Source organism: Cupriavidus sp. R6-3 (assembly GCF_059772245.1).
On the sequence record NZ_JCBAJO010000034.1, the window covers coordinates 1 to 14,465 of the forward strand.

Annotated in this window: 16 protein-coding genes; 1 reads left to right on the plus strand and 15 read right to left on the minus strand. The window is 60.7% G+C overall.

The window, feature by feature from the left end:
* Nucleotides 1–367: 367 nt before the first annotated feature.
* Genes AC6EI8_RS08790 through AC6EI8_RS08800 form a run of 3 tightly spaced genes read right to left on the minus strand, consistent with a single transcriptional unit; the run spans nucleotide 368 to nucleotide 1,384 of the window.
* Nucleotides 368–736: a hypothetical protein gene (locus tag AC6EI8_RS08790; protein ID WP_498381734.1), complete on the minus strand. Its 369-nt coding sequence runs from the start codon at nucleotides 734–736 to the stop codon at nucleotides 368–370.
* Nucleotides 733–1,197, minus strand: a complete 465-nt coding sequence (locus AC6EI8_RS08795) for a lysozyme (protein WP_498381735.1) — start codon at nucleotides 1,195–1,197, stop codon at nucleotides 733–735. Before AC6EI8_RS08795 ends, AC6EI8_RS08790 begins: the two co-directional genes overlap by 4 nt.
* Nucleotides 1,187–1,384 carry a hypothetical protein gene (locus AC6EI8_RS08800; RefSeq protein WP_498381736.1) on the minus strand — a complete coding sequence of 66 codons (198 nt, stop codon included), beginning with the start codon at nucleotides 1,382–1,384 and terminating at the stop codon, nucleotides 1,187–1,189. The genes AC6EI8_RS08795 and AC6EI8_RS08800 overlap by 11 nt, the downstream gene beginning before the upstream one ends.
* A gap of 346 nt (nucleotides 1,385–1,730) precedes the next feature.
* Here AC6EI8_RS08800 and AC6EI8_RS08805 point away from each other — a divergent pair, with 346 nt between their 5' ends.
* Entirely contained in the window at nucleotides 1,731–2,564 is an 834-nt protein-coding gene (locus AC6EI8_RS08805; RefSeq protein ID WP_498381737.1) for a class I SAM-dependent methyltransferase, read from the plus strand.
* Here AC6EI8_RS08805 and AC6EI8_RS08810 read toward each other — a convergent pair.
* The 12 genes from AC6EI8_RS08810 to AC6EI8_RS08865 form a co-directional block, all read right to left on the minus strand.
* Nucleotides 2,561–3,745, minus strand: coding sequence for a hypothetical protein (locus AC6EI8_RS08810; protein ID WP_498381738.1), 1,185 nt, complete (start codon nucleotides 3,743–3,745; stop codon nucleotides 2,561–2,563). The two genes, AC6EI8_RS08805 and AC6EI8_RS08810, sit on opposite strands and share 4 nt — an antisense overlap.
* 109 nt (nucleotides 3,746–3,854) lie before the next feature.
* The gene (locus AC6EI8_RS08815) at nucleotides 3,855–5,939 is read right to left on the minus strand and encodes a hypothetical protein (RefSeq protein WP_498381739.1); all 2,085 of its coding nucleotides are present in this window, start codon (nucleotides 5,937–5,939) and stop codon (nucleotides 3,855–3,857) included.
* The gene (locus AC6EI8_RS08820) at nucleotides 5,939–7,138 is read right to left on the minus strand and encodes a hypothetical protein (protein ID WP_498381740.1); all 1,200 of its coding nucleotides are present in this window, start codon (nucleotides 7,136–7,138) and stop codon (nucleotides 5,939–5,941) included. Before AC6EI8_RS08820 ends, AC6EI8_RS08815 begins: the two co-directional genes overlap by 1 nt.
* A gap of 3 nt (nucleotides 7,139–7,141) precedes the next feature.
* Entirely contained in the window at nucleotides 7,142–7,897 is a 756-nt protein-coding gene (locus AC6EI8_RS08825; protein ID WP_498381741.1) for a hypothetical protein, read from the minus strand.
* Between the two features lie 9 nt (nucleotides 7,898–7,906).
* Nucleotides 7,907–9,043 carry a hypothetical protein gene (locus AC6EI8_RS08830; RefSeq protein ID WP_498381742.1) on the minus strand — a complete coding sequence of 379 codons (1,137 nt, stop codon included), beginning with the start codon at nucleotides 9,041–9,043 and terminating at the stop codon, nucleotides 7,907–7,909.
* The gene (locus AC6EI8_RS08835) at nucleotides 9,040–9,462 is read right to left on the minus strand and encodes a hypothetical protein (protein ID WP_498381743.1); all 423 of its coding nucleotides are present in this window, start codon (nucleotides 9,460–9,462) and stop codon (nucleotides 9,040–9,042) included. Before AC6EI8_RS08835 ends, AC6EI8_RS08830 begins: the two co-directional genes overlap by 4 nt.
* A gap of 295 nt (nucleotides 9,463–9,757) precedes the next feature.
* Nucleotides 9,758–11,209: a hypothetical protein gene (locus tag AC6EI8_RS08840; protein WP_498381744.1), complete on the minus strand. Its 1,452-nt coding sequence runs from the start codon at nucleotides 11,207–11,209 to the stop codon at nucleotides 9,758–9,760.
* Nucleotides 11,203–11,808, minus strand: coding sequence for a phage adaptor protein (locus tag AC6EI8_RS08845; RefSeq protein ID WP_498381745.1), 606 nt, complete (start codon nucleotides 11,806–11,808; stop codon nucleotides 11,203–11,205). Before AC6EI8_RS08845 ends, AC6EI8_RS08840 begins: the two co-directional genes overlap by 7 nt.
* On the minus strand, nucleotides 11,805–12,104 hold the full coding sequence (locus AC6EI8_RS08850; protein WP_498381746.1) for a hypothetical protein: 300 nt from the start codon (nucleotides 12,102–12,104) through the stop codon (nucleotides 11,805–11,807). Before AC6EI8_RS08850 ends, AC6EI8_RS08845 begins: the two co-directional genes overlap by 4 nt.
* Nucleotides 12,101–12,418, minus strand: coding sequence for a hypothetical protein (locus AC6EI8_RS08855; protein ID WP_498381747.1), 318 nt, complete (start codon nucleotides 12,416–12,418; stop codon nucleotides 12,101–12,103). The genes AC6EI8_RS08850 and AC6EI8_RS08855 overlap by 4 nt, the downstream gene beginning before the upstream one ends.
* A gap of 51 nt (nucleotides 12,419–12,469) precedes the next feature.
* Nucleotides 12,470–13,453 carry a DUF5309 domain-containing protein gene (locus AC6EI8_RS08860; protein ID WP_498381748.1) on the minus strand — a complete coding sequence of 328 codons (984 nt, stop codon included), beginning with the start codon at nucleotides 13,451–13,453 and terminating at the stop codon, nucleotides 12,470–12,472.
* Nucleotides 13,413–14,378, minus strand: a complete 966-nt coding sequence (locus AC6EI8_RS08865) for a hypothetical protein (RefSeq protein WP_498381749.1) — start codon at nucleotides 14,376–14,378, stop codon at nucleotides 13,413–13,415. Before AC6EI8_RS08865 ends, AC6EI8_RS08860 begins: the two co-directional genes overlap by 41 nt.
* Nucleotides 14,379–14,465 lie beyond the last annotated feature (87 nt).

A 14,465-nucleotide genomic window follows, 5' to 3' on the forward strand; every position in this document is an offset into this window, starting at 1 on the left:
TGGTGGGTCGTGCAGGATTCGAACCTGCGACCAACGGATTAAAAGTCCTAAACAACTGTATTTGCATACAGGCGTCTGGCTTTGGTCCCACGAAGAATCAAGGACTTAGCGCATCACAAAATACTGTGAATACGTACAGTGGCGCGCCTCCGAAGGCAGAAAATCCCCTTCCTCTAGTCCACTCCCGGCTCACGGCTGAAGTGTAGGTGGGCGGCGGCGGCCAGTCGAAGTCGTGCTCTATACTGGACATCCATACAGTATAGCGACTTAGGGCGAAACCGCCCGGTTCAGCGCTCGCTTGCTATCGGCGCAATCGCCATACTGCCCAATCAATTCGCTGTAGGCCCGCAGGATGGCCCCGAAGGTATCATTCTCCAGCTGGCGGATCGGCGGGCACTCCCGCAGCAGGCTTGCCGGAATTGGCGGCGTTGATCTTGTCCCTAAGGGCGCGCATGCTGTCATCGTCAGCGCGGCAATCACGATACACAGGGTTTTCATTTGTTGCCTTCTCGATCTTCCGATCAGCCTCGGCGTACTTGGGTCGCTTCGCCTCGCGCGCCGTTTCTAGGTCAGCGGCTGCCTTGTCGGCCTTGGTGCGCCATTTTTCGATCTCTTTCTGTTGGGCGATGCGCTCTTTCTCGGCGCCATCGGAGCGCCCTTTGACGTAGGCGCCCGTGGACAGCGCAAGCGTGACGCCGATTGCCACCAGCACGGCGGTTGGGTTGAACATCGTCATGCCGCGCCCCCGAGGCAGATCGCCCGCTCCTTCTCACGCCGCTTAACCAGCCCTGGCAGCTTGATCCCCTTGGCATAGACCCACCGCGTCAGCTCGTTGCACGCGCCCGCGTAATTGCCATCGTTGAGCTTGCGCAGAAGCGTCGAGCCACAGAACTTGCTCCGGCCAACGTTGTAGGTAAAGGACACGAAGGCGACGCGCTGCCCCTCGTTCAACGGCACACGAACGCACGAGTCAACACCGGCATTCGCTTCCAGCAGATCGCTCGCAAGCAGGTTGTCGCACTGCTCGCGCGTGTACGTCTGCCCCAGCTTGACCCCATGCGTGGCACCGAAACAGGCAGTAGGGATGCCCACCGGATCCAGATACGCCTTCTGCCGCAGCCCCTCGAAGGTTGCCACCAGAGGAATGGCCGCCACCAGGCCAGCCGCAACGAGTCGGCTTCGCAAATTAGGGCTCATCGCCTTCCACCTTCGTCGGCTGCTTGGGGAAAAGCTTGTCCCGGATCAGGAAGATGGTTTGCAGGATCGTGTAGATGCCAGTAAGGATCAGCACGGCGTCCGGGAGCTCAATCCCGAAGATCGTGGCACCGGACACGGTGATAGCGGGCGCTGCCTTCACGGCGCTGGCGGCAATTTCGTTCTGCATGTGGGCGACCCCAATAAAAATGCCCGCTCTGTGGCGGGCGTTGATGAAACCTGTTGACTTCAAGGCACCGCAGTGCCTTTTCACTCTGCTACGATACGATGCTCTGGCGTCTTGCGATGGAATAACAAGGGGGACAACTATGTCGCAGAATGTTCAGCCGGTTGATACTAAATCGCCGGCAGCATCGCTACTTCCGCAATGGCTTGATCGAGTCTTGTCGCGGTTAGCATCCGTTCGCGGCAGACTCTCACGAGTGAGGCGGACTGCGGAGAATGCATGGGATCATCTCGTTGATGACGGCGCCCAGCGCCGATTCAGCGCGAACAATGCAAGCGCATTGCAGACCATGCACGCGTACTACAACCGTCTAGTCACTGGATCAACGGATCAGCACTACCTCACTTACTTCCACCAAAAATACCTCGCCGGCAGAACCGATATTGCGATTGGCAGCTTCGGCTCTGGCGGAGGTCACCTCGAAAGAACTTTGGTAGAAATGGGGTTCCATGCAAAAGCGATTCAGGGGTACGAGCTCAATCCGACGCTTGTGCAATCCGCGAACGAGAAGGCCGCGGCCATGGGGGCCTCACATCTGTCCTACCACGTCGCGGACCTAAATTCCCCGACCTTGGCGCCTCGGTCAATTGACCTCGGCATCTTCTTTCACTCACTGCACCATGTCACCAATCTGGAAATCTGTCTGAGCGTGATATCGGAAGCCATCAGGGATGATGGGTACCTGCTCGTTGTTGATTTCGTTGGAAAGAACTACCAACAATGGTCCGACGAGCAGATTCAGTATGCGACCGATTTCCTGCGCGTACTTCCCCCAAAGTATCGCCTCTCGATGGACGGACAATTGGTGAAGACAAAGCCTCGCCGTCCATCCGCAAAGGAAGTCATTGCCGGCGATCCATCCGAAGCGGTCCGCTCCGAAGACATCCTCAGTACGCTAGACCAGTACTTTGAGCGCTTGGAATTGAAGTCTCTTGGCGGATCTATCCTTAACCACGTGTTCGATGGCATCGCGAACAACTTCGATGAGGCCAAAGAAAGCGATGTGCGACTTATCCAGTTGTTGCAAGGCATGGAAGAATGGTTGGAAGCGGAAGGGTATGTCTCTCCCGACTTCATCTTTGCTGTTTATCGCCCCTTGGGGCGCTGCCGAGCGGAGGCTTAGAGGTAAATCCCACCCGAACTGGAGACGCCAGCGCTGTTCCCGGGGAAATAGTTGGGGCCGCCACCATTACTATTGATCATTGAGTTTGAGCCGACGTTGTACCGGGTGCCGCTACCCGTGCCCGTGAACGTCACTCCACCCGCATTGATCTGCGAAAGCCCGGTGGATAGAGCGAATGCGGTTGGGAAGCCCTGGGTTCCACTAATTGCAACTGTGATGCCACCTTGCAGAGAAATCACGCCATTGTTAGCGGTATTAAGATGGGCTCCGGCACCACTAGTGATCGCATACGAGGCGACTACATTGATGATGCCCCCAGCATACGCCAGCATGTGCGAGCCAGAACAGAACGCGAACGCCATGCCACTGCCAACGGCAACCAGCGTACCGAACCCGGACGACGTGATACCAGATGCGCTCGACAAGCTGTTGGAAATGGTGAAGCCACTAACAGTCAACTGAGCGCCTGCACTCGCGCCAATAGCTGCTGATAGCGTCGAAGTCTGGATCGTAGCGGCTGCCCCAGCAAACGTGACACTGGCAGGACCGGAAGCTCCAACTATTGCACCGGCCGGCATGAAAGGGGCATACGTTCCAGATGCCACATTGACAGTTACCGAGAACCCCCCAAGATCCAAGGTGTTCTTGATCGTGTCCCACGCTTTTTGCAGCGTCGCAAACGCGGTGCTAGGGCTTAGGCCATCATTGCTGTCGTTACCCGTCGTCGCCACGTAGTACGTGCGATTCGCCACCAACAGCGTCCGGCCATTGCGGCTCAGCGACACCATCTGAAACTGCGTGCCGTCGTACACCACTTCGATGACGGCACCCGCAGGCATATCCCCCGCCACCAGCGGAGCATTCCCCGCCTTGGTGATCGCCTTCGCGCCAATCCCGTTGATGTTGATAGTAGCCGCGCCGGTGTTGGTGCTGGCCGCTACGAAGCGGAACGTTTGGCCGTTCACGTACGCAGTGAACGGCACCGGGCACGTCGCCGTGATCGCGTTTGCCGTGCCGCCCACGCTCCCTAACAGGTTGGAGGATCCGTCAAACACCTGGCGCGTGAACGAAAAGCCAGCGCGCAGGTAGTTGTCCAGATCCGGGCCGACCGTATCCGTGCCCAGCGGGTAGTTGGAACCGGCCGATTGGCTCAGATCGGCTATAGTATTCGGTACTGGCATTTGACCTCACCAAAAGAAAAAGCCGCCCGGAGGCGGCTGGGGAGTGTTCTTGGAAAACGACCTGGTACGCGCCGCGCTAGTCGCTCTTGGTGGCGGTGCGGTGAATCAGTTACTGGCCCATATAGGCGCCAAGAAGGCCGCCTTGGCCCGCATACGGCAGCAGGAGCGGACGCAGCGCATTTACGGGCGCTTCTTTCGCTTGGGCCGGTATCTGGCCGGCAAGCGCGTTCGCCGCCGCTCGCTCGTCAAGGAACTGGTTCACCGAGTTCCGAGCGATGTTGATCACCGGGAACGACCCTAGGCGACCGCTCATTTGGCCAAGCAGGTTCATCACTGCCGCACCGGTGTTGGAATTATTCACCGCAGAGCCAGCGGGTTGTGCCTGGATGTACGACGCCACGCGGCCTACCGACTTGAGGGCGGCAACTTCCTCTGGCGGGAACATCGCCAACAGCTTGGTATCGCCAATCTGCTTGAGTGCCTTGTTGTACGCCGACTGAGAGAACTTCCCGACCTCATCGCTCGCCCCACCCAGCGCCTTACTCTTGAGATAGTCCAGCGTTTGCGTGCGGATGGTGTTTGCCTGATCTGGCACCAGCTTCAGCATGGCATCGAAATCGCGGGCGCTCGCGCCAAGCACGTGTTTTTGGAAAAACTTGTCCGGCGCCATATCTTCCACGGCGGCTTTCAGTGCCGGGATGCTGTCGAGCTTCCCAAAGCGTTCACGCGCGGCAGAACGGGCGGCATCGAAGGCGGATTGCGCTTCCCCGCCTAGAGTCGTAGCTGGCCGAGCGTCTTCCAGCGCGTCGCGGACGATGCCGAGCGCTCGCACGGTATTGCCGTCGCCAGAGCGTTGCGCGGCTCGGGTGGCTTCGGCCAAGGTGGACTTGATTTGCTCCGACGTGCTGATATTCAGAGGAATCTTGCCCCGGCTGATGTCGTTGACGATCCCCTGTACCTGTGGCGGCAAGAAGCCGATTTTCATCTCGCTTTCCAGGCGACCCAGCGCGTTGTCCGCGAACTGACGGGCGTCGAGAGGAATATCGTTTGCATTGAGGGCTCGGGCCTGCGCGTACAGATCCCCAACACTCCGGCGCAGGCCGGCATCGTACTGGCGCAGCGTGTCTATTACCGCTTGTCCTGTCGCCATTTCCCCCGGCGCGGCAGCGGCACCACGTTTGTTCAGGGCTTCTACCAAGGCTTGATTCTGTGCTGCGAAGCGTTCTGCCAGGGGCGCCCCAGCCCCATCAACGCCGCGTAGATTCATTTCACGCGAGAATTGCTGGGGATCGCGCGTAGCTTGGCCCAGCGTAAGGCCACGACCCTGGCCAAGAATGGCGTCGCCTTCTGCCTTGCGTAGCAGCGCCCTGGCATCCAGATTCTTCCCGCTAGCGAATGCGTCTGCAACCTGCTTCTTGACCCCGACCAGGATGCTCTCCGGAATCGCCGCGAGATCCATTCCTTGGTCCGCGGCGGCCTGCGCAATCGCCTGATCTGCCTGCGTCGCTGCGTTAGCTCGCGTTGCCTGCGGCATTAGATTCCGCTTCGCCGCCTCTACGCCTCGCCCCACAGCTCCGATAGCTTTGTCCGCCAAATACCCGCCAGCGGCCCCAGTCACCCCGCCAAGGCCCACTTGCGCGGCCTTGTTGACCCCGAAGTTGTCGGTATTCAGCACGGGGGTAGCAAGTCCGGACACGGCGCCTTGCAGTCCCGCGCGAGCGGCTACCCCGCCTGCGGTCGCGCCACCGATTGGGACGATTCGATTGATCGGGTTGGCGATGTTGCCACCAATACGTGCAAGGTCGATGCCGTCGCGGCCAGCGAGACGACGGGAATCCTCGTACTCCCGGTTCGCGTTCTTCACGACCGCATCCACGCCTTGTACGCCAGTAGAACGCGCGACAGGCAGCCCGGCATCGGCAAGCATGTTCCCGAATTCATCGACAGCGGTTCCAATCGACTCCGGCACCGCACGGCGCAACAATTGCGCGCCAGCATCCACGGCATCGCGCACGCCCATGAAGACACCGCCAGCAGCCGAACCCTTGAGCGAGGATGCGCCAGGCGCTGGCATATCGACCTTGCGCGTCTGCTGCGCCTGCACGTAGGCGATGGCGTCCTGTTCGGTAGCCCCTTCCGGCGCATTGACCTCGTAGGTGCCACCATCCGGGCCAGTCACTCGATACGTCGGCATTAATCAATCCTCTTGGCGGACCAGCCGCCAGACTGCTTCGGCACGGCCGGAGTGTAATTCGCCTTCCCCGCGTTGTTCTGCAAGCCTTGGATAGCAATGGCTCGGTTGCGGGCTTTCTGCGCTTTCACCGCTTCTGTATCCCCGGGTTGCGGGAAGTATTGCTTACGCGCGTTGTCAAACTCTGCCGGCGAAATGGCAGCGCCGGATTCTTGACGAAGCATGGCGTTGACGAAATCCCGCTGAGCTTGTTCTGCTTGCTGGCTTTCAGGCGAAAGGATGACGTTGCCAGCGGCCCCGAGCAGCCCTCCGATAATGGGCACCTCAGATGCGGCCTGCTTTGCTCCGATGGCTGCGGGCGAATACTTGCCTTGCAGACCCGAGATGATCTTGTCCGCCTCCGCCGCGCGCGCACCATAAACTGCGGATTTGCCCTGAAATTCGGTTGGCGCCTTGCCTACCTCTGCCGGCCCTCCGGGAATAGGCTCAAGATTGCCTTGCGCGTTCCAGCGATAGCCAGCCGGCGCGCCTTTGAGCATCGGATTGTTCCCCGGGCCAGCCCGATCCATCGCAAGCCTGGCTTGTGAGATACCAAGGTTCGCACGAGCGATGGCGTTGCTTGCGGCCTCCCCCGGCGTCATGGTTTTCGCACCCGACCACACCGGCTTGAGCGTGATCGGATCGATACCGACAACCTGGCCGCCAAGGTCGCGGAATTCCGGCGCCTTGAACGGCGTTGCGCCAGTGGATACCGGCTTGCCGTACTTGTCGTAGCCGACGATTTCCACGCGGCCATCAGGAGTCCGTACCTCCTTGTACTCCTTGACTTCCGCCTTGCCCCAATTGCCTGACTCGGCCAGCTTTTGTACGTCATCCAGCGATAGGCCAGCGGCGTAAGCCTCCATCGGATTGATGGCGGCACCCCCCGCGATCTTCTGGCGATATGCCTCGGTACGCGCTGCGCGCTCCTGCTCCTGCCGCATCTGCGCCAGCTTCATCTGCCGCTGTTCCTCGTCAATCTGCGCTTGGCGGGCGCCCTGATAGCCCTGAAGACCCGCTAGACCCCCAGCAGCCAACGCCGGCATTGCCGCACCATAGTGCCCCGTGTTGTTGGCGAGAATGCCGAGGCCAGCCGATAGCAGCCCCATGCGGGCTGCATCTGCGTCGCCGCCTTGGCCCAGCAAGAAATCGAGTCCAGCCATGTCTTACCCCAGGATATTGAGAAGCCCCGCAGTCGGGTTCACTTGGCGCGGTTGAGCGTTGAGCATCAGGCTCGAAAACAGCCCCTGCATGTTTCCGCCGCCACCGCCGCCGCTCGGCATCGAGGGCATCTGCGGGGCTGGCTGTTGTTGCTGCCGCTGCTGTCCGCCCATCTGACCTAGCATGTTCATCCAGTTTGCGCCGCCGCCACCTAGCATCATGCCGCCGCCAGCCCCCGCGCCGGTGATGGAGCCGGTTCCGAGCCCACCGCCACCGAACGCTCCCAAGCCGCCAGCACCACCATATGTTGCGCCCACGGTGCCACCCGGCATGATTCCCGGCAGCACCGAACTGCCGACGCCACCTCCATAGCCAGCAGCAGAGCCGCTAGCCATTCCGCCCGCGCTGCCCATTCCCGCAGCGCCGGCCATCGCAGGCGCAGCAAAGAAGCTGCCCACGGCGGTCCCTATGGCGCTCGCCGGCTTATCGCGCACCACATCCCCAACTTTGTCGACCATCGGGATCTGACGAACCGGGTTGATCGTTTCATCCACGCGATCAAATGGCGTCATGACTTTGCTCAGGGCCTCATTGGAAGCCTTTGGAATATCGTGGCTGGTCCAGTCAACCCATTTGTCACCAAAGCCCGGGATCATGGCGATGGGGTCGGTGTACTTCTGAAATTTGCCACCAAGCTCCCCAAGGGGGGACTCGTGGTTGCCTGAGGCGAAGATGCCAGACAGGCCGTCAAAAATGCCCATGATTTCCCCTTAACCGAAAAGGCCGCCCAGCAGCCCGAGGCCGCCGCCGATCGCCGTGCCCCAAGGGCCAAACATGGACCCCATCGCCGCGCCGCTTGCGGCTCCACCAAGGGCGCCAGCCGTGCGGTTTGGCTGATTCGGATTCGGCCCGGTCATGTTCCGAGCTATACCGCCTCCGGTCGCACCCATGATCCCGTTGGCGAGGATTTCGAGCTGCTTGTAGCGTTCGTTGGCGATGTTGTTCCAGCGCGTGTAGTCGTCGTTGAGCTGCGCCTGTTGCGCTTCCCGCCCGATGTCGCCCACACCAAGCAACGCCTGATAGTTCTGATAGTCGGTGTTCGCAAGCTGCGGAGCAAACATCATGCCCTGCATCTGGCGCTGGCGTTCCGCGTTGTAGTTTTGATCGTTGCGGCCAATCCGGCTTTCCGCGAGCGTGGCATTGCGTGCGAGATCCTGCCCGTACAGGTCAGCATTACGCGACAGGTCTTGGTTGGCGATCTGCGCCTGCATGCCGTAGTCCTGCATGCGCATGTTGCTGGCCGTGTTCGATAGCGTGTCGGCCAGCGCGCGGTTCTGCGTGTCCTGCGTCTCCTGCATCGCAGAGCCACCGAAGGCACCAGCATTGCGGAACTGCGCCAGCGTCTGCGCACCAGTGCCCGCCGCGTAGCTGCGGCTGATATCGCCTTGCGCTTTCTGGATGGCCTGATCCAGATACGGATTCGGGCCGCCATACGGGTTCCGTGCGCCGGTATAGGCGTTGGTAGCGCCCTGGTACTGATTGACCTCGGTCGGACGGAAATACTGCCCCTGCATCGTCGCGGCGAGGTTGCTGCGGGCCGAGTTGATGTCCTCGGAGCCGTTCAGCGCGCGGGAGCGGATCAGGTCCATCGCCTGGTAGTGGTCCGGGCTCAGACCGGCCAGCGTCTGGCCTTCGTAGCGCGGAACAGCTTGCCGGGAAATATCCCCGCTACGCTGCATCAGTTCCTCGGCATACGGGCGCGCGTAGTCGGGAAGTTCGACCTTGGTCGTCTGCGTGCCGCCGCCACCGCCCTTGAACAGCTTGCGGCCAAAAGAAAAGGGCCGGCGATCCGGTCCCTTGTCGTTGGCGTCGTAGACAACGCCGTCTTCCATCAGATAGCGGCTCATAGGTCGCACCTCATCACTCGATATGCCTCACGCATTCCCAGCCTTCCAAGGAGCCGCGCCATCGACGGGCGGCAGTACGTTTGAAGCTTCTTACAGCCCATGTCCCGAGCCACCATTCGCAACCAATCCAATTCGGAACGGCGCAGAAACACTTGTCGGCCACCCACCGCAATGATGTTCGCGGCCTTGTATCGGGGGTATTGCACGATCTCCACGGCCCCCGCTGCTAAAATCTGGCCGCCCTCGATCACGATGAGCACGAAGGCTTGTTCAAGGCGAACCATGGCGCGGATATCCTCGGCGGTCAGTTCGTCCTCGCTGTGCCCGAGGGCAGCGTCCAGGTAGCCGCCCACGATGGTCCAGTAGGCATCCAGCGCCTCACCCGCAAGGACGGTCAGTTTCCGGTCAGAGCCCGACATTGCACCCAAGTCCCCGGCGTTCCCGCTGCGATGCAGAGCCAGCCAGTAATGACGTACTTGCTCCCCGCGCTGCCAAGCTCGGACGGCGCGGAATTACGAATGAAATCGCCGTGTTGGTGTTCGCCAGTTGTCGGGGGGGAGATCGTCGCGTTCGTCGCGCCGTGAATCATCCCTTCCGATGCGGCATTTACCTGAGCTGCCATCCCAGCCCACTCGCTGGTGATCTTCGACACCAGTTGCTGTAGGTACGCAATCCCCTCCTTCGGGGCTGGTAGGTTGAGACTCTTCGGAACTCTCATCGGAAGCCGTCCGGCACAAGATCCGGGTCGTAGCCGATCACCTCGACATCGCCGGTAAAATCCATTCGGATTCGGTGATACCTATCCGAGCACAACACATCGAACTTGCCGTCATCCAGGATCGAGCTAACGCCAAGCTGCAATGGGCCGCCCAACGTCGCATGCTGGTAGGTCTGGCACGTCCCCGTCGTGGGGTCTTGAGAACACCGGATGCGGATGTTGCGAAGCGTCGTGTACTGCCAGTCGTCGCCGAAGTCCCCCGTCGTCATGCTCGAATCAGCGCCACCTCCGGTCATCTGCACGACGGTGTTGGTGGAGTCGATCACAGCAGGAACAGGCGACGAGGCTAGCCAGAATGGCGAGTCGTAGGGGATCTGCGGAAGATTGTCGTACGTGGAATACAGGCTACCGAGCCCGTCGTACGTGATCTGCGTGGACGAATACTCGATAGCGACCTGAATTCGGCGATTGGCGCGCCCCCACTGGTTGCGTCGGTAGTTGTAGACGATGCACGAGTCGATAGTGCCGTCGCTGCTGGCATTCGACGGGTAATACCAGTACACCAGTCCGTTGACCGGGTCGTGCTGGCCGAGAATCCGGTAGCGATACGACGCGTTCAAGTCGCTGAAGAACCACGTTTTGACCGAATCGCCGATGGCCTGCGGTCGCGTGCCGTCGAAGATGTAGAAGTTATCCCAGCCGATGAAAACGTGTGCCGTTCCGATGGAAACCACGCATTCCTGATTGGTCGCGCCGATTTCGCCTGGCACCAACTCCCAAGACCACACCACCGGAGGGCCTTGATAGCGGCCGACGTACATCGAACGCTCTTTGTAGGCCACCATATCTGCGCCCAAGGCCCGCGCTGCGCGGATTTCCCCCGGGGAGTCGAGCAAACGTCCCGTTGCGCACTGCGTAGCGATGGCTGGCGTCCAAATCGTGTGATCGTAGATGCCGGAACACCACCACGCATCGGGCCGCTGCCCGTAGGTGCCATCAATCGTATTGAACGCGAAGACGAATCCCTGCGTCGTCTCGATGATCATGGCCCGGGGCGCGCCAGAAATGTCGGCGAAATCTCCCGAGATGCTCGCTTGAATCGGGTCCGCCCCGTTCGTCGCCAGCGACGCGTTGCCGAACTGTGCAAAACGCCAATGCCCGTCAACAATCGCTGTGTACGGGCTCGCTCGCGACACGTCATCCCACGTTACGCCTACGCGTTCATACAACTTCGTGCTAGTCCCGACGAAGAACCGCTTGGCGTTGTCCAAGCGGGTCACCAGCGCCGCGCCAACAGCGGGAGCCGCCAACGCAGGAAGCCCCGCATTGACCGGCGACGGGGCGGCGCGCATGCCTTTCGTACCTGGGATCATCATCGAGCAATCCACGAGGACGCCCGGCGTGGTCGTATCCAGATCCGGCGCAAAGCCAATCAGCTTGTTCAGCATGGCTGGCGGATTTCCAAGGTGCCGCCCGAGTACTTGGCCTTGTCCGATGCGTTCTGCATGTCAGTCATGGCGACTTGCAGCAGACCGCGCCACGTCTCGATACGCGGATCGTTCTTCAGATACGGCTCCGCCTCCAGCAGCGACCCATACAGGTAAATGTCCGGACCATCAGCAAGCAGCCAGTTGCTCGGGTTGGCGACTGACAGGCTAGGCAGCTTCGCGTAGTAGTCGAATTCAAGCGTCGGGCCTTCGGAAACGTCGCCACCGAGCTTCAAAGTCGAACCAAAGATCGAGAAATAGCCGTCCTCGTAGACCGGAATCGCGCCGTCGAGCGTCTTGTACTGGTCCCGCGTGATGAAGCTCTGCGGCTTGCCGTTCAGCGTCGGCTTGCCGATCAACTCCAACCAGTCTTCGGGAAGCGTTACCGACCTGTCGGAGATCGCTTGCGAATAGGTAGATTCCATCTGCCGCACGCGCACGTTCCGATTGAAGCGTGCTTCAAACAGCATGACGAAATCCCCGGAAACGTCGGCCAGGTCAGTGCGCTTGAGCCACTGACCGACCCTTGCCTTCAGGTCGTCGTAATCCAAAATGCTCACAGTGCTTGTCCGAATGCCACTTCGACCGATGCAGTGCCACCCGCGTCGCAGATCGCCGCGACGGTATCGGCGCCGTTGAGCGCAGCCACCAGTTCGCCGTTGACGGGGATCAGTGCATCGCCGGCGACAGCGGTCTGCGCGCCTTTGCCCCAGCGGACACGAGCCGGCGCGGGACCGGTGACGACGATGCGGATAAAGCCTGCGCTACGGGCTGCCACAGGGACCGAGCCAGAAGCCGACGCCTCAGTAGCTGCGATGGTGATGGATGCGCCAGGGATGGGGGTGAAGACTTTCATTTGACCGATGCCTTATCGATGATGAAGTACGAGTGGTCGGGGTCTTGCAGGAATTGCGACATCAGCGATTGGTCCTGCATGACGTTCTGGAAGGTCAGCCCGCGCTTGCGCGCCCATGCGTCGAGCACGATGATCGGGATGGAAGCAACATGCCTGTCACCCATGCCGGTACGGTTCATCCCGGCGTTGTGCAAGGCTTTGGCCCGCTCAATGATCGGCTCAACATCCGCTACGGATTCGATGGCGATTTTTCCATCCTGTTCTTCGTGGAAAAACGTGGTGGAAACACCGCTGGTCAGTAGGCGTTTGGACATAAAAAAGCCGCCCGGCGCAAACCGGACGGCTCCAAGGTTGGTGAAGGTTGCTTAGGCTTGCAGGTCGCGAATCGCGCCGCTCGCCGCTTCGTTGTTGCACTTCAGCGTGTACTCGGTGTTCACCAGACGCTTCTTGTTGTCGCCGGTCTTCGCCAGTTCCTGGCCTTGCATCGGGCGCAGGGTCAGCAGTTGCCACATGTCCGGCTGAATCAGGAACACTTCGCGGGCGCGCTGGTGGCGCGAGTTCACGATGCTGTAGCGGCCGAAGTCACCGACATACACCTCGACAGTCGCGTACAGCGTCTTGTCTTCGGTCTTGTCGAACTTGGTGGCCGAACCGGTGAAGCCCGAGACGGTCGCCCGCAGGGCAGCCGGCACGAACATCATGGTCGGGTTGCCCCCCGACTCCCAGCACTTCTGCGCTACGGTCTTCAGGTGCGCTTCGGTGAAGGTCCGCAGCGTGCCATCGGTGGGCGCGGTGTTGGTGATCGGGTTCGGGTCGGCCCCGGTGGCACCAAAGTCGGTGTTGGTGTCCAGCCAGCCAAGCACACCGCGCGACTGACCCGGAACGCCAGCAGCCGCAGCGATGGCCGTGGTGTTTTGCAGGCAGGCGAACTCGATGTCGCGCTTGAGCTCGACCATCTTCTTGGCGTCCTGGTACGCCAGTTCCGAGGTGCGGCCAGCCTTCGCCACGACTTCCTGCGTGCCGGTGACGGCGTACACCTTCTCGGAGATCTGCGTGCGGTTGCCCACGCGCACGGTCGGCGTCACTGCGACGACGGTGGATTCGTTGCCCTGCTCGACCTTGTTGTTCGAGGCGGCGGCCAGTGCGTCGGTCTGCCATTCCTCGTACACGCCACCGGCTTTGCCCTTGCCGATGGACGAAACGAAGGGCGTTTCCTCGGGCGAGATGTTGTAGATCGCGTTGGCGAGCTGCTCGCGGTTGCCCACCGCGTTGAACGTTGCGAACGAATTGGCAAGTTGTGCCATGGTGTTACCCCTTGTACTGTTGCGCCAGCAGCGCAGCCAGCCCATCCAATGTGGGCTTCGACTTGAACTGCTTGACGGTCTTTTCGATGTCGCTGGCAGGGCGGGATGCCGTCTGCTTCGCGGGCTTCGGGGGGGCTTGCTTGACCTTCTTGACAACTTCCGGCTTTTTCGCCTGGGCCTCGCGCCACTGCATCGCGTCGTGAAGGACGCGCAGATAACGCGGGTCGGTCGTCATGGCTAGTTCCTGATCGGAAAAGCCATAGTCGCGCCCCGTTTGGTTGAGCTTGTGCACCAGTTCCTTGCCGAAACCGGGAATAGCGTTCGGCCCCGCGGACAGCTCGGCAACCGCTTGCTTCTGCGCTTCCAGCATGGCCTGCTGCTGCGCATAAGTGCGTTGCTGCTGTACCTGCGCGATCCGACCGGCCAAGTCGGATCGCTGTTGACGGGCCAGAATCAGGTCATTAGCGACCGTGTTGTACGTCACAGGGTCCGTATTCCGGTCGATTTGGCCCAAGGCCGCTTCGAGCTGGTGGATGTACGAGTTCTGTGCGTGCAGCGCGCCAAGTTCCTGCGCGAATTCCTCCGCTCGTTGGAACTGCTGCTGGACTTCCTGCTGGACGATCTCACGCTCTTTCGCCAACTGCTGCGTCTTGTGCGTGTAGTCCTGATTGCGCATGTAGCCTTGCTTCAGCTCGGCCACCGGCACTTCGAACTTTTCACCGGATGCGGTTTCCCACGTCACCACCTTCTCATCAAGCGACTCCGCTTCGGGTTGATCGCTCTCCGGCTCGTCCGGATCGGTGGGTTCGTCGGTTTCCGCCTCGTCCTGCTCTTGCTCCGGCTGGTCGTCGTTTTGCGCCTCCACTTCTTCGGGTTGGGCGTTCTCGACTTCCTGCGCTTCGGTGCCTTCCGGCTCCTCAGCGGCTGCCATCGCTTGGGCAAAGTCCTCTACGGTGTTGATGCCTTCCATCAGTGAGTCCTTTAAAAAGTTACGACTCCGGGAACCGGTTGGTCTCCCTTTTCCACCGCGTTCAATGGCACGCGATAAGCCAAAATC

What these genes read in the sequence shown, in the direction of transcription:
- AC6EI8_RS08790 (WP_498381734.1), bottom strand. Translation starts at nt 736, where the DNA reads ATGACGATGTTCAACCCAACCGCCGTGCTGGTGGCAATCGGCGTCACG.
- AC6EI8_RS08795 (WP_498381735.1), bottom strand. Translation starts at nt 1,197, where the DNA reads ATGAGCCCTAATTTGCGAAGCCGACTCGTTGCGGCTGGCCTGGTGGCG.
- AC6EI8_RS08800 (WP_498381736.1), bottom strand. Translation starts at nt 1,384, where the DNA reads ATGCAGAACGAAATTGCCGCCAGCGCCGTGAAGGCAGCGCCCGCTATC.
- AC6EI8_RS08805 (WP_498381737.1), top strand. Translation starts at nt 1,731, where the DNA reads ATGCACGCGTACTACAACCGTCTAGTCACTGGATCAACGGATCAGCAC.
- AC6EI8_RS08810 (WP_498381738.1), bottom strand. Translation starts at nt 3,745, where the DNA reads ATGCCAGTACCGAATACTATAGCCGATCTGAGCCAATCGGCCGGTTCC.
- AC6EI8_RS08815 (WP_498381739.1), bottom strand. Translation starts at nt 5,939, where the DNA reads ATGCCGACGTATCGAGTGACTGGCCCGGATGGTGGCACCTACGAGGTC.
- AC6EI8_RS08820 (WP_498381740.1), bottom strand. Translation starts at nt 7,138, where the DNA reads ATGGCTGGACTCGATTTCTTGCTGGGCCAAGGCGGCGACGCAGATGCA.
- AC6EI8_RS08825 (WP_498381741.1), bottom strand. Translation starts at nt 7,897, where the DNA reads ATGGGCATTTTTGACGGCCTGTCTGGCATCTTCGCCTCAGGCAACCAC.
- AC6EI8_RS08830 (WP_498381742.1), bottom strand. Translation starts at nt 9,043, where the DNA reads ATGAGCCGCTATCTGATGGAAGACGGCGTTGTCTACGACGCCAACGAC.
- AC6EI8_RS08835 (WP_498381743.1), bottom strand. Translation starts at nt 9,462, where the DNA reads ATGTCGGGCTCTGACCGGAAACTGACCGTCCTTGCGGGTGAGGCGCTG.
- AC6EI8_RS08840 (WP_498381744.1), bottom strand. Translation starts at nt 11,209, where the DNA reads ATGCTGAACAAGCTGATTGGCTTTGCGCCGGATCTGGATACGACCACG.
- AC6EI8_RS08850 (WP_498381746.1), bottom strand. Translation starts at nt 12,104, where the DNA reads ATGAAAGTCTTCACCCCCATCCCTGGCGCATCCATCACCATCGCAGCT.
- AC6EI8_RS08855 (WP_498381747.1), bottom strand. Translation starts at nt 12,418, where the DNA reads ATGTCCAAACGCCTACTGACCAGCGGTGTTTCCACCACGTTTTTCCAC.
- AC6EI8_RS08860 (WP_498381748.1), bottom strand. Translation starts at nt 13,453, where the DNA reads ATGGGCTGGCTGCGCTGCTGGCGCAACAGTACAAGGGGTAACACCATG.
- AC6EI8_RS08865 (WP_498381749.1), bottom strand. Translation starts at nt 14,378, where the DNA reads ATGGAAGGCATCAACACCGTAGAGGACTTTGCCCAAGCGATGGCAGCC.